This is a genomic window from Streptomyces sp. LMG1-1-1.1 (assembly GCF_040815545.1).
In the GTDB taxonomy this organism is placed as follows: Bacteria; Actinomycetota; Actinomycetes; order Streptomycetales; family Streptomycetaceae; genus Streptomyces.
This window is the reverse complement of the sequence record NZ_JBFPNH010000018.1, coordinates 63,467-76,193: the sequence shown is the minus strand read 5'-3', so window position 1 is coordinate 76,193 and position 12,727 is coordinate 63,467. Positions and strand designations below refer to the sequence as shown.

The 12,727-nt window shown below is 73.6% G+C and carries 13 protein-coding genes; 7 read left to right on the top strand and 6 right to left on the bottom strand.

The genetic code is table 11. From position 1 onward, the window contains the following. Window positions 1-160: 160 nt before the first annotated feature. Window positions 161-2,359: a hypothetical protein gene (locus MRBLMG1_RS09085; protein ID WP_367822522.1), complete on the top strand. Its 2,199-nt coding sequence runs from the start codon at window positions 161-163 to the stop codon at window positions 2,357-2,359. A 106-nt stretch (window positions 2,360-2,465) separates the two neighbouring features. On the opposite strand, the gene MRBLMG1_RS09080 is transcribed toward MRBLMG1_RS09085, so the two are convergent. Beyond that, complete coding sequence (locus MRBLMG1_RS09080; protein ID WP_367822520.1) at window positions 2,466-3,347, bottom strand: tetratricopeptide repeat protein; 882 nt, start codon at window positions 3,345-3,347, stop codon at window positions 2,466-2,468. After that, window positions 3,344-4,345 carry a GNAT family N-acetyltransferase gene (locus MRBLMG1_RS09075; protein ID WP_367822518.1) on the bottom strand — a complete coding sequence of 334 codons (1,002 nt, stop codon included), beginning with the start codon at window positions 4,343-4,345 and terminating at the stop codon, window positions 3,344-3,346. Before MRBLMG1_RS09075 ends, MRBLMG1_RS09080 begins: the two co-directional genes overlap by 4 nt. Window positions 4,346-4,457: 112 nt before the next feature. On the opposite strand from MRBLMG1_RS09075, the gene fdxA reads away from it, so the two are divergent. After that, complete coding sequence (gene fdxA, locus MRBLMG1_RS09070; protein WP_030207635.1) at window positions 4,458-4,778, top strand: ferredoxin; 321 nt, start codon at window positions 4,458-4,460, stop codon at window positions 4,776-4,778. An 86-nt stretch (window positions 4,779-4,864) separates the two neighbouring features. Further along, window positions 4,865-5,959: a bifunctional succinyldiaminopimelate transaminase/glutamate-prephenate aminotransferase gene (locus MRBLMG1_RS09065; protein ID WP_367822516.1), complete on the top strand. Its 1,095-nt coding sequence runs from the start codon at window positions 4,865-4,867 to the stop codon at window positions 5,957-5,959. A 68-nt stretch (window positions 5,960-6,027) separates the two neighbouring features. Here MRBLMG1_RS09065 and MRBLMG1_RS09060 read toward each other — a convergent pair whose 3' ends face one another. Both MRBLMG1_RS09060 and MRBLMG1_RS09055 read right to left on the bottom strand, forming a co-directional pair. After that, a complete protein-coding gene (locus tag MRBLMG1_RS09060) occupies window positions 6,028-6,501 on the bottom strand; it encodes an ATP-binding protein (RefSeq protein ID WP_367822514.1) in 474 nt (157 codons plus the stop codon). Between the two features lie 302 nt (window positions 6,502-6,803). Next, window positions 6,804-7,766 carry a hypothetical protein gene (locus MRBLMG1_RS09055; protein ID WP_367822512.1) on the bottom strand — a complete coding sequence of 321 codons (963 nt, stop codon included), beginning with the start codon at window positions 7,764-7,766 and terminating at the stop codon, window positions 6,804-6,806. A 37-nt stretch (window positions 7,767-7,803) separates the two neighbouring features. Between MRBLMG1_RS09055 and dapE the strand changes: the two genes are divergently transcribed. Together dapE and MRBLMG1_RS09045 are read left to right on the top strand one after the other, a co-directional pair. Next, window positions 7,804-8,898, top strand: coding sequence for a succinyl-diaminopimelate desuccinylase (gene dapE / locus MRBLMG1_RS09050; RefSeq protein ID WP_367822510.1), 1,095 nt, complete (start codon window positions 7,804-7,806; stop codon window positions 8,896-8,898). 109 nt (window positions 8,899-9,007) lie between these two features. Continuing rightward, on the top strand, window positions 9,008-9,757 hold the full coding sequence (locus MRBLMG1_RS09045) for a TIGR00730 family Rossman fold protein (protein ID WP_367822509.1): 750 nt from the start codon (window positions 9,008-9,010) through the stop codon (window positions 9,755-9,757). Between the two features lie 43 nt (window positions 9,758-9,800). Here MRBLMG1_RS09045 and folP read toward each other — a convergent pair whose 3' ends face one another. Then, entirely contained in the window at window positions 9,801-10,661 is an 861-nt protein-coding gene (folP, locus tag MRBLMG1_RS09040) for a dihydropteroate synthase (protein WP_367822507.1), read from the bottom strand. Between the two features lie 103 nt (window positions 10,662-10,764). Here folP and MRBLMG1_RS09035 point away from each other — a divergent pair, with 103 nt between their 5' ends. Together MRBLMG1_RS09035 and MRBLMG1_RS09030 are read left to right on the top strand one after the other, a co-directional pair. Continuing rightward, window positions 10,765-11,091 carry a hypothetical protein gene (locus tag MRBLMG1_RS09035; RefSeq protein ID WP_367822505.1) on the top strand — a complete coding sequence of 109 codons (327 nt, stop codon included), beginning with the start codon at window positions 10,765-10,767 and terminating at the stop codon, window positions 11,089-11,091. Further along, window positions 11,088-11,696 carry a DNA-3-methyladenine glycosylase I gene (locus MRBLMG1_RS09030; RefSeq protein ID WP_367822503.1) on the top strand — a complete coding sequence of 203 codons (609 nt, stop codon included), beginning with the start codon at window positions 11,088-11,090 and terminating at the stop codon, window positions 11,694-11,696. The genes MRBLMG1_RS09035 and MRBLMG1_RS09030 overlap by 4 nt, the downstream gene beginning before the upstream one ends. 32 nt (window positions 11,697-11,728) lie before the next feature. On the opposite strand, the gene MRBLMG1_RS09025 is transcribed toward MRBLMG1_RS09030, so the two are convergent. Beyond that, window positions 11,729-12,532: an enoyl-CoA hydratase/isomerase family protein gene (locus MRBLMG1_RS09025; protein WP_367822501.1), complete on the bottom strand. Its 804-nt coding sequence runs from the start codon at window positions 12,530-12,532 to the stop codon at window positions 11,729-11,731. Window positions 12,533-12,727 lie beyond the last annotated feature (195 nt).

Genomic DNA, 12,727 nt, shown 5'->3' with positions numbered 1-12,727 from the left:
ACCGGGGACGTCCTGACTTCGGCCGGAATGCCCGTCGTACGTCACCCGGGGGTCGGGTACGAGGCGGCGGCGGCCAGTATGGTGGTGCGCGCCGCCGAACCGCCCGGGTAACACGAGCATCTGCAAGAGCGGGCGGTGGAGCCAACCGGGAGATCCTGCTTTGAGTCGTGAATCTGGTCGAGAGACTGACAGTTCGTCCTCCGGCGCCCAGGGGCGCGGTGGAGCCGCGTACCCCTCGGGTACCCCGCCGTACGGATCCCGCCAGTATCCGTCGCTCCACCCCACGCAGGACGCGCCGGAGGGGTCCCCCGTCGCGCCCGCGCTGCCGGAGGAGCCCAAGACCGAGACGACCCTGACGACCCGGATCCGGATCAACATCCCGGGTTCGCGTCCGATCCCGCCGGTCGTGGTCCGCCAGACGGTCAACGAGGCGCCCGCTCCGGACCCCGAGCCGGAGCCGGCCCCGGTCGCCGTCCCGGAACCGGAACCCGCGCCCGTGGCGGCCCCCGAGCCGCCGCAGGCCGAGGAGGCCCCGAAGGCGAAGGGGACCAGCGACTGGTTCGCGCCGCGCAAGGCGGCCGCGCCCGCCGCCCCGGCCGCCCCCGCCCTCCCCGCCGCCCCGGCACCCACGCTCAAGCCCGCCCCGCAGGCCACCGGCCCCGACACCCAGGGCACCGGCTTCGCGGGCTCGGCGACCTCCGGCGTCCCGACGGTCGGCAACACCCCGTCGAGCCGCCCGGTCACCTCGCCCCAGCCCGGCAACCCCCTCTACGAGAGCGGCACCCCCGCGGGCGGCACGCCGATGTACGACGGGACCCCCGCGGGCGGCACCCCGACGTACGACGGCACCCCGGCCGGCGGTACGCCCCCGTACACCGGGACCCCCGCGGGCGGCACCCCGATGTACGACGGCACGCCCGCCGCCGGCACGCCCCTGTACACCGGGACGCCCGCCGGCGGCACCCCCGTCTACCGGGGTCCGGGAGCGTCGGCCCCGACCGGCCCCACCACCGGCCCGGTCACCGGCACCGCCTCCCTCGGCGGCCCCGGCCCCTTCCAGGGCCAGGGTCCGCGTCAGGGCCAGGTCCCCGGACAGCCCCAGGGCCGGTCGGGAGCACCGGGCGCGGGCTCGCCGTTCCCCGGCGGTGCCCCCCGCATGTCGGACGACACCGCGATCCTGACCCCGCAGGCAGCCGCTCCGGCGTCCGGACGCGCACCCGCGCCCGGCCAGGGCGCGGCGGCCGACGGCGGCGCGGGCCACGTCTCCGGGGACACGCTCACCAGCGGCATCCCCGTGGTCCCGCCGGGCGCGGCCCGGCCGAACCTCACCCCGCGCATCGACGAGCAGGTGACCCCCGCGCCCGCCCCGGCACCGCGTCCGGCGCCCGCGGCCACCCGTCCCCCGGCGAAGAAGGGCCGCTCGAAGCTGGTCCTCGTCGCCGCCGGAGTCGTCGGCCTGGCCGGCGTCGCCTACGGTGCCGGACTGCTCCTCAACCACTCCGACGTCCCGAAGGGCACCACCGTGCTCGGCGTGGACATCGGCGGCGGTACGAAGGAGGAGGCCGTCAACAAGCTGGACAAGGCCCTCGGCACGCGCGCCCACGCGCCGCTCCGGCTCAGCATCGGCGGCACGAAGGTCCAGCTCGCCCCCGACAAGGCGGGCCTGGCACTCGACAGCCAGGAGACCGTCCGCGCGGCGGCCGGCAGCGACTACAACCCGGTCTCCGTCATCGGCTCTCTGTTCGGCGGCGAGCGGATCGCCAAGCCGGTCTTCCCGGTCGACCGCGAGAAGCTCGCCGTCGCCCTCACCGACCTGGCCGGCAGCTCCGCCTCGGCGACCGAGGGCACGATCCTCTTCGCGCCGAACAAGGTGACCCCCGTGCCGGGCAAGCCCGGCAAGGGCCTGGACGTCCAGCGTTCGATGATCTCCGTCCAGGACGCCTTCCGCGCCCAGGTCGAGACCGGCCAGGGCAAGCTCGTCGAACTGCCCGTCACCACCCGCCGGCCGACGGTCACCCAGGCCGAGCTGGACCGGGCGATGAAGGAGTTCGCCACGCCCGCGATGTCCGGCCTGATCCGGATCCAGGCGGGCGGCAAGAAGATCGACTTCGGTCCGGCGCGCTCGCTGCCGCAGATCCTCTCCATGAAGGCCGTGGACGGCCGACTGGTCGAGGTCTACGACAAGAAGGCCATCGAGCGGCTCCTCGACGGCGCCTTCGACGGCGTCATGATCACCAAGGGCGACGGCACCAAGCACCAGGTCTCCGCCGACGACGTCGCCTTCGTGATGCGCGACGCCCTGCGCGGCAAGACCCTCGCCGAGCGGACCAAGACCATCGACCTCAGCGGCGAAGGCTGACCGCACCCGCCCCGGCGCCCGAGCCCCCGTCCCACCCGGGACGGGGGCTCGCCGCGTCCCACCCGCGCACGCCCACCGCAGCCCCGTCCCGCTTCTTCCCCCGTCGCTAGTTCAGGCGCGCCCTGGCCGCCTGCGCGCGGCGTCGGATGGCGGTCGCCGACTCGGGGTCCACCGCGTCCATCACCTCCGCGTAGGCCTCCATCTCCACCGCGCCCGTCAGGAAATCCCCGCGCTGTACGAAGAGTTCGGCGCGCTCGTAGCGGAGGCGGGCCGGGTGGGAGGGGAGCAGCAGGGAGAGCTCCACCGCCCACAGGGCCACGTCGGAGCGTTCGGGACGGGAGGCGGCCCAGGCGCGGATGTTGTTGAGGATCCGCAGCACGATCGCGCCGGGCTCGGCGGGCCGGAGCATCGAGCGGTCCAGCGCCTCGCCCGTCGCGCTCGCCACGAGCAGCTCGGCGTCCGCGCCGGTCATGGCGCGCCCGCCCGCGAACGGGTCGGCGAGGTTCAGGTCGGCCGGGTCGCCGAAGCCCACGACGAAGTGGCCGGGCAGTCCGAGCCCGTACACGGGGGCGCCGGCCCGGCGGGCGACCTCCATCCACACGACGGAGAGCAGGATCGGCAGGCCGCGGCGGCGCCGGAGCACCTCGTGCAGGAGCGAGGACTCCAGTCGCTGGTAGTCCGCGGGCACGCCTTCGAAGCCCTCGTGGACGCCGAGGAGCGCGGCGAGCTCGGTGGCCCAGTCGCCGGTGATCCGGGTGGCGTACGGGACGAGCCCGGCCAGCCGGTCGAGCTCGATCTCCGCCTCGTCGAGGGCGTGCCGGGTGACCAAGGGGTCCGCCACCGCCCCGACCAGCAGGCAGAGCCGTGCGAGGTCCGGCCGCTCGGCCCGGGCCTCCTCGGCGAACTCCCGCCGCCAGTCGGTCACCTCGTCCGGGCCGTGGTCGCCGGAGCCATCGGCTCCGGCGTCCGGTGGTCCTTCCTCCGTCACGCCTCCACCCATCGGTAGTGGTGGTAGTGGTGATGGGCGGCGAAGCCCATCCCGTCGTACAAGGCCCGGGCGGAGTCGTTGTCCGCCTCCACCTGGAGCCAGGCCGCCGACGCGCCCTCGTCGAGCGCCTGTCGGGCCAGCGCCGTCATGACGGACGTCGCCAGGCCGCGGCGCCGGTGGGCCGGGTCGACCTCGACGGCCATGAAGCCGGCCCAGCGTCCGTCGACGACGCAGCGGCCGATCGCCGCCGGTACTCCTCCCGTGCCCGCCACGGAAGCGAACCACACACTCGGGCCGGAGGCGAGGACGGTGCGGACCGCCGGGCTCGCCTCCCCGGACCGCCGGTACGCGCCGAGCCAGGCGTCGTCGACCGTCCGGGACAGTCGGACGGCCGACACGTCGGCGTCGAGGTCGCCGATGGGGGCGAGGGCCGCGATCCGCACCTCGGCGGACACCTCGCGCCGCCAGCCGTGGCGGTCGAGTGCGGCGCACAGGAGCTCCTGGGTCCCTTCGGCGCCGGTCGCGGCCTGGACGTACGCGGGAAGGCTCCGGGCCGCGTACCAGTCCCGTACGCGTTTCAGCGCCTCGGCCGGCGGGAGCCCGGGGTCACCGAGCGGCAGCGCGGAGTTGGCCCGCCGGGTGAATCCGGCGGAGGCCCGCAGGGTCCACTCGCCGAGGGGTTCGCTCTCGACCGGCTGCCACGCGCGCGCGGTGGCCCTGGCCAGCTCGGGGAAGGTGGCGGCGGGGCCGCGGCGGCGGGCCGGGGCGGCCGGGACGACCTTCCCCGCGACGAGCGAGGACTCCTCGATCCGGACGGCCGCGCCGCCCTTTCGTGTGATCAGGAGCACACCGGAGTCCCATGATGTGAGAACTCCGACCGCATCGGTGTATTTCCCGCCCGCACCCGGTGCCTCCGTCACGCACCGAACGGAGACACGTTTTCCCACGTCAGCGCTGGTGATTCGGACCTCAAGGCGCCCTCCGCCGGTGAATTCCACAGCTTCTCCGCCCCTCCTGTTCGGATCGCCCCCAAGAACGGAGATACTAGGGGCGGGCATCGACGACGCCGCGCTCCCGCGCAGACCAGCCCTATCGAGGAGGAACGACAGCGTGACTTACGTCATCGCGCAGCCTTGTGTCGACGTGAAGGACAAGGCGTGCATCGAGGAGTGCCCCGTCGACTGCATCTACGAGGGCAAGCGGTCCTTGTACATCCACCCGGACGAATGCGTCGACTGCGGGGCCTGTGAGCCGGTCTGCCCGGTGGAGGCGATCTTCTACGAGGACGACACCCCGGAGGAGTGGAAGGACTACTACAAGGCGAACGTCGAGTTCTTCGACGACCTCGGTTCGCCCGGTGGCGCCTCCAAGCTCGGCGAGATCGAGCGTGACCACCCCTTCATCGCCGCCCTGCCGCCGCAGAACGGCTGATCGACCGCATCCGGTCCCGTACGGCGTCGGTCGCCGTACGGGACCGAGGCGTTTCCCCGTACGTAAGAGGAAGTGAGAGCCAACCCGTGAGCGCAGTCTCTTCGCGCCTGCCCGTCTTCCCCTGGGACAAGCTGGAGCCGTACAAGAAGACGGCCCTGGCGCACCCGGACGGAATCGTGGACCTCTCCGTCGGCACCCCCGTCGACCCGGTCCCCGCGCTGATCCAGGAGGCCCTGGTCGCGGCGGCGGACTCGCCGGGCTATCCCACGGTGTGGGGGACGAAGGAACTGCGGGACGCGCTCACCGGCTGGTGCGAGCGGCGGCTGGGAGCGGTGGGCTTCACCCACGGGAACGTTCTGCCCGTGGTGGGCTCCAAGGAGCTGGTGGCCTGGCTGCCGACGCAGCTGGGGCTCGGTGCCGGCGACAAGGTGGCGTACCCGCGCCTCGCCTACCCGACGTACGAGGTCGGCGCGCGGCTCTGCGGCGCCGAGCCCGTCGTCTACGACGACCCCACGGAGCTCGACCCGGCGGGCCTGAAGCTGCTCTGGCTCAACTCCCCGTCCAACCCGACCGGCAAGGTCCTCGGCAAGGACGAGCTGACCCGGATCGTGGCCTGGGCGCGCGAGCACGGCGTGCTCGTCTTCTCCGACGAGTGCTACCTGGAACTGGGCTGGGAGGCCGACCCGGTCTCGGTCCTGCACCCGGACGTCTGCGGCGGCTCGTACGAGGGCGTCGTCGCCGTCCACTCGCTGTCCAAGCGCTCCAACCTGGCCGGCTACCGTGCCGCGTTCATCGCCGGCGACGCGGCCGTCCTCGGCGAGCTGCTCCTGATCCGCAAGCACGGCGGCATGATGACCGCTGCCCCGGTGCAGGCGGCGACGGTCGCGGCGCTCGGCGACGACGCGCACGTGGCCGAGCAGCGCGGGCGGTACGCGGCCCGGCGCGCGGCGCTGCGGGCGGCCCTGGAGGCGCACGGCTTCCGGATCGAGCACAGCGAGGCGAGCCTGTACCTGTGGGCGACGCGGGACGAGCCGTGCTGGGACACCGTGGCGTACCTGGCGGAGCAGGGCGTCCTGGTGGCTCCCGGCGACTTCTACGGCGAGGCCGGGGAGCGGTTCGTGCGAGTGGCGTTCACGGCGACGGACGAGCGGGTCGAGGCGGCCGTCAAGCGCCTGGCCTGAGTCCGGGAGGCGCCGGAGGGCCCGGGGAGCTTTCGCTCCCCGGGCCCTCCGTGCGTGCGTGGCGCGGGTCAGCCGATGGGCAGGCCGCCCAGCGGCGCGGCGCCGAGGGCCTGGCCGGTGGGCAGGTTGCCGAGGCCGCCGCCGACGGCGCCCCCGGTCGGCGCCTCGGCGCCCTCGGCGGCGGCGCCGGCGGTCTTGCCGACGACCTCGCCCGCGCTGCCGGCGGTGTCGCCGGCGACCTTCTGGGCGGCCGGGGTGGCGGTCTTGCCCGCCGCGCCGACGGCCTTGCCCGCGGCGGGGACGGCCGTGCCGACGGCCTGGCCCCCGGCGGCGCCGACGACGCCGGTGGTGGTCTGGGAGGCGCCGTCGACGGCGGTGCCCGCACCGGCGGCGTCCAGGGCGGTGACACCGCCGAGGGCGCCGGTCGGGACGATGCCGTGGTCCAGGGCGCTCGCGGAGCCGGCCGCACCGACCACGGGGGCTGCTCCGGCCGCGATGAGGAGGGCGGCGCGGGCGATCCGACGGGTCAGGGGGAGGGACATGGTGCTCCTTCGACGAGGTGCGAGGTGTTCGTTCGGACGCAGTGACAACCGGCCCTGGGGCGGGAGAGGTTGCGGAGGTCGAAGGTAAAGAGTTGGCAATGCGTCGTATTGTCGGGTGGGGAGGAAAACGGACGAACGCGTCATTGCGAAGGTGTCTGCCGAACCGTCACTTCCCTTGCCCGGCAAGGGACTTGAGGGGGTGGAAAGGCACGCGGGAATTCCGGTGCGAAGGCGTCTCGAATTTCCCGCGCCCCGGACCGGGTCCGTGCCACCGTCGAGTGAACGACCGTACGCCTGACCGGCTACTGCGCGAGCCGGACGCGCACCGAATCCCCGCCGGAACTCCCCCCGGCCTTCCCGTCCGCCCCACCGCCCGCGGCGAGCGGACCCGAGGACTTCGACCATGCTCCGTCGGCCTCGCCCGCGCGCCACACCCGGCCCCGGTAGCCGACCTCCGCGACGCGCAGCTCGTCCGCCCGCGCCACCGCCCACTGCGCCAGCTCCCAGCCGCGCCGCTCCTCCGCCCCGGGCGCCGCACCCGACCCCGCCCGCACCGGCAGCGAGAGCACCACGGGCTCCGCCGCCGACCGGCCCGCGCTCGGGCCGCCCGTCACCGCCTTCGGCGCCGCCTTCTCGCCGAAGGCGCGCACCAGCTCCGCGCGGAACCGCTCAGGATCCCCCGGAGGGCCCTCCAGCTTGCTCGTCGTACAGATCAGCGCCGCCGGCGACCGGCCCGTCAGCGCGGCCGACAGCAGCGTGGCGTCCGGCTCGTGCTTCGCGTACGCCTGCGGGAAGCCGCTCCGCTGCACCTTCTGCGCCGCCACCGTCAGCGGCAGCCGCGAGTACCCGGGGACCTTCTCCAGGCCCGCGTAGAACTTCCCCGACGAGTAGACCGGGTCCATGATCTGGGCCGGCGTCCCCCAGCCCTGCGACGGCCGCTGCTGGAAGAGGCCCAGCGAGTCCCGGTCGCCGTGCTCGATGTTCCGCAGCGCCGACTCCTGCAGCGCGGTCGCCAGCGCGATCGTCACCGCCCGCTCCGGCAGCCCCCGGGTCGTGCCCACGGCCGAGATCGTCGCCGCGTTCGACGCCTGCTCCGGGGTGAACTCGTACTTGTTCCCGCCACTGCCCACCGTGCAGCGTGGCGCGCCCTTGCTGCCCGTCACCTGGTGGACGGCCACGTACGAGGCGAGGCCGAGGAGCACGGCGAAGGCGGCCGCGGAACGGGCGAGGCGGCCGCGACGGCGGGGGCGGGTGGGCTCGGACACGGGCCCACCGTACTGGAGGGCGCGTTAGGGTCGGCACATGGCAGACATCACCCCGCTCGACGGCCCCCTCGACCTGTTCCAGGACGGGGCCGCGCTCACCGCCGCCCTCGTCGACTTCCCGTCCGTCAGCGGGACCGAGCAGCCGCTCGCGGACGCGATCGAGCAGGCCCTGCGCCTCCTGCCGCACCTCACCGTCGACCGGTACGGCAACAACGTCGTCGCCCGCACCCGGCTCGGCCGCGGCGAGCGGGTCGTCCTCGCCGGCCACATCGACACCGTGCCGATCGCCGACAACGTGCCCTCGCGGCTCGACGAGGACGGCATCCTGTGGGGCTGCGGCACCACCGACATGAAGTCCGGCGTCGCCGTCCAGCTCCGGCTCGCCGCGACCGTCCCCGAGCCCAACCGCGACCTCACGTTCGTCTTCTACGACAACGAGGAGGTCGCCGCCGACCTCAACGGCCTCGGCAAGATCGCCGCCGCGCACCCCGACTGGCTCGAAGGCGACTTCGCCGTCCTCCTGGAGCCCTCCGACGCCCAGGTCGAGGGCGGCTGCCAGGGCACCCTCCGCGTCATCCTGCACACCGCCGGCGAGCGGGCCCACTCCGCGCGCGCCTGGATGGGCTCCAACGCCATCCACACCGCCGCCCCGATCCTCGCCCGCCTCGCCGCCTACGAGCCGCGCAAGCCGGTCATCGACGGCCTCCAGTACCACGAGGGCCTCAACGCCGTCGCGATCCAGGGCGGCGTCGCCACCAACGTCATCCCCGACGCCTGCACGGTCACCGTCAACTTCCGGTACGCCCCGGACCGCTCCCCGGCCGAGGCCCTGGCGTACGTCCGCGACTTCTTCGACGGCTGCGACATCGCCGAGTTCGTGATCGACGACGAGAGCCCCGGCGCCCTGCCCGGCCTCTCCCACCCGGCCGCCGAGGCCTTCATGAAGGCCGTCGGCGGCAGCGCGCAGCCCAAGTTCGGCTGGACCGACGTCGCCCGCTTCAGCGCCCTCGGCGTGCCCGCCGTCAACTACGGGCCCGGCGACGCCATCTACGCGCACAAGGTCAACGAGCACGTCGTCGTCGACCGGATCCACCACTGCGAGGCACGACTCCGCGACTGGCTGACTGCCTGACTTCCGTAATTTCGCGTTTCGTCACCTCTGTCGGCCTACTCTGACCGGACCAGAAGATCAGTTGGCGGTCGAACGACGACTGATCGCCGATCGGCGGAGGGAGCAGGCCATGGGCATTCCCGAGGGAATGGCGAAGCCCGAGGAGCAGCGTCTCGGTCCGGTGCTGCGGCGCAGGGAGCAGGTCCAGCCGGGGACGACGGACCAGCGGCTGCTCGACACCGAGGGCGACTCGGAGTGGGTGCACACCGACCCCTGGCGCGTCATGCGCATCCAGTCCGAGTTCGTCGAGGGCTTCGGCGCCCTCGCCGAACTGCCGAGCGCCATCAGCGTCTTCGGCTCCGCCCGCACGAAGCCGGACTCGCCGGAGTACGAGGCGGGCGTACGCATCGGCCGGGCACTCGTCGAGGCCGGCTTCGCCGTCATCACGGGCGGCGGCCCCGGCGCCATGGAGGCGGCCAACAAGGGCGCCAGGGAGGCCAAGGGCGTCTCCGTCGGCCTCGGCATCGAGCTCCCCTTCGAGCAGGGGCTCAACCAGCACGTCGACATCGGCGTGAACTTCCGCTACTTCTTCGTCCGCAAGACGATGTTCGTGAAGTACGCGCAGGGCTTCGTCGTCCTCCCCGGCGGTCTCGGCACCCTCGACGAGCTCTTCGAGGCCCTGACGCTCGTCCAGACCCGCAAGGTCACCCGCTTCCCGATCGTGCTCTTCGGCACCGCGTACTGGAAGGGCCTCGTCGACTGGCTCCGCGACTCCGTCGTCGCCGGCGGCAAGGCCTCCGAGCGCGACCTCCTCCTCTTCCACGTCACGGACGACGTGGACGAGGCGGTCGCGCTGGTGACGAAGGAGACCGGCAAGTAGGTCCGCTCCGGGGGCGCCGGATCCCGGCGCCCCCTCCCGCCCCCTACGCCAGCCCGCGCCGGGCCACGGCCGGCGCCCGGTGACCGGCGATGGACGCCACCATGTCGAGCACCTGCCGGGTCTCCGCGACCTCGTGCACCCGGTACACCCGCGCGCCCAGCCAGGCGGAGACGGCCGTCGTCGCCAGCGTCCCGAGGACCCGCTCCTTCACCGGCCGGTCCAGCGTCTCGCCCACGAAGTCCTTGTTCGACAGGGACACGAGCACCGGCCAGCCGGTCTCCGCCATCTCGCCGAGCCGCCGCGTCGCCTCCAGGCTGTGCCGGGTGTTCTTCCCGAAGTCGTGCCCCGGGTCGATCATGATCGCGTCCCGGCGGACGCCCAGCGCCGCCGCCCGCTCCGCGAGACCGACCGTCACGCGCAGGATGTCGGCCATCACGTCGTCGTACTCCACCCGGTGCGGCCGGGTCCGCGGCTCCGCGCCGCCCGCGTGCGTGCAGACGATGCCGGCACCGTACTTGGCGGCCACCTCCGCGAGGGCCGGGTCGACCCCGCCCCACGCGTCGTTGAGGACGTCCGCGCCGGCCTCGCAGACCGCCGCGCCGACATCGGCCCGCCAGGTGTCCACGCTGATCACCACGTCGGGGTGGCGCCTGCGGACCTCCGCGACGAACCCGACGGTGCGCCGCGCCTCCTCCTCGGCCGTCACCTCCTCGCCGGGACCCGCCTTGACCCCGCCGATGTCGATGATCGCGGCCCCTTCGGCGACCGCCTGCTCGACCCGGGCGAGCGCGGGCTCGTCCCGGAAGGTCGCGCCCTGGTCGTAGAAGGAGTCCGGGGTCCGGTTCACGATCGCCATGATCACCGGCTCGTGCGGCCCGAATTCACGCCGTCCCAAGCGCAGCATCCCTTTTGTCCTCCCTCGCGTCCGTTCGCCTGTGACCCTAACCGCCGGTGGCGCATGGCACGATCGGCACGGGACGAATTCCACTCCGGGGAGAGGCGCGCAGGTGTTCTGGTTTCTGCTCATCACGATGGTCGTGGTCGTGGCCGCGGTGACCCTGGCCGTGGTCGGCGGCGGCGAGAGCGAGGCGCTGCCCGAAGTGGCGCCCGAGCAGCTCGTCGACCCCCTTCCGGCGGCCCGGCCGGTCGACCGCGCCGACGTCGAGGCGCTCCGCCTCCCCGTCGCCGTCCGCGGCTACCGGATGGCGGACGTCGACGACGTCCTCGTCCGGCTCGGGGCGGAGCTCGCCGAACGCGACGCCCGGATCGCCGAGCTGGAGGAGGCGCTCGCGGGCGCCGGCGCCCGCGGGGACCGCGAAGGCGACCAGCAGTGACCGGGGAGGCGGTCCCCGGCCCCGACGGCCGGCTCCGCTGCCCCTGGGGCCTGTCCACCGAGGACTACGTCGCCTACCACGACGAGGAGTGGGGCCGCCCGGTCCACGGCGACGACGCCCTCTTCGAACGGCTCTGCCTGGAGGCCTTCCAGTCGGGCCTCTCCTGGATCACCATCCTGCGCCGCCGCGAGGGCTTCCGGCGCGCGTTCGCCGACTTCGAGATCGCCTCCGTCGCCGGCTTCGGGGAGGCCGACCGCGAGCGCCTCCTCGCCGACGAGGGCATCATCCGCAACCGCGCCAAGATCGACGCCACCCTCGCCAACGCGCGACTCCTCGCCGGCTGGACCCCGGGCGAACTCGACACCCTCATCTGGTCGTACGCCCCCGACCCGGCGACCCGGCCGGCCCCCCGCACCGTCGCCGACGTCCCCGCCGTCACCGACGAGTCCACCGCCCTCTCCAAGGCGCTCAAGAAGCGCGGCCTCCGCTTCATCGGCCCGACCACCGCCTACGCCCTGATGCAGGCGTGCGGCCTGGTCGACGACCACGTGACGGGGTGCGTGGCCCGGGGCGCGAGCCGCCCCGGGCCGGTGGTCCCCGCCTGATCAGAAGACGAGGACACCCGTTCCCGGGTGCGTCACCTGCCCAGGTAGCGGGGCTTCTCCTTGGCGATGAAGGCGCGGACCGCGATGGTGTGGTCCTCGGAGGCGCCGGCGAGGGTCTGGAGCTCGTCCTCCTTCTCCAGGGCCTCGGCGAGCGAGTGGTCGGCGCCGTACGCGAGGGACTCCTTGAGCGCCGCGTAGGCCACCGTCGGGCCCTCCGCGAGGGTGCGGGCCACCTTCACGGCCTCGGCGGCGAGGTCGGCGGCGGGGACCAGGCGGTTCACGATGCCGAGCTCGTACGCCTCCTGGGCGCTGATCGAACGCGGGAAGAGCAGCAGGTCGGAGGCGCGGCTCGGGCCGATCAGCCGGGGCAGCGTCCAGGACATGCCCGAGTCGGCGGTGAGCGCGACGCCCGCGAAGGAGGTGTTGAAGGCGGCCGTCTCGGCGACGATCCGGTAGTCCGCCGCCAGCGCGAAGCCGAAGCCGGCGCCCGCCGCGACACCGTTCACGGCGGCCACGACGGGCTTCCGCATGCCGGTGAGCGCCTTGACGATCGGGTTGTAGTGGTCACGGACGGTGTTCATGGTCTGGCTCGTGCCGGACTCCTGGTCCGCGAGGAGCAGACCCACGTGCTCCTTCAGGTCCTGGCCCACACAGAACGCCCGGTCGCCGGCCGCGGTGAGCAGCACCGCCCGAACGGCGGGGTCCGCCGCGGCCGTCTCGACGGCGTCCCGGAGGGCGACTTTCGCGGCCACGTTCATCGCGTTCATGGCCTCGGGCCGGTTGAGCGTGATGGTGGCGAGACCCTCGCTCACCTCGTACAGCACCGTGTCGGCCATCGGGATCCCTTCGCCTCATTGCGTGGTTGACCAGCCCAGCATGGCGGAGATCACGCGCGCCGCACATGTGAGCTGCGTCAAAGAACGAAGGTGCCCGGTCGGACGCAGAGCGGCGAAGTATCGCAGGCCGGTCGCCGAATTGTGGGGTTTTGAGAGAGCGCGTTGCGGAAGCGATGCAGATCGATGTTGGTCATC

Coding starts and splice junctions, on each gene's coding strand:
- MRBLMG1_RS09025 (WP_367822501.1), bottom strand. CDS start 12,532: ATGGCCGACACGGTGCTGTACGAGGTGAGCGAGGGTCTCGCCACCATC.
- folP (WP_367822507.1), bottom strand. CDS start 10,661: ATGCTGCGCTTGGGACGGCGTGAATTCGGGCCGCACGAGCCGGTGATC.
- MRBLMG1_RS09060 (WP_367822514.1), bottom strand. CDS start 6,501: ATGTCCCTCCCCCTGACCCGTCGGATCGCCCGCGCCGCCCTCCTCATC.
- dapE (WP_367822510.1), top strand. CDS start 7,804: ATGGCAGACATCACCCCGCTCGACGGCCCCCTCGACCTGTTCCAGGAC.
- MRBLMG1_RS09045 (WP_367822509.1), top strand. CDS start 9,008: ATGGGCATTCCCGAGGGAATGGCGAAGCCCGAGGAGCAGCGTCTCGGT.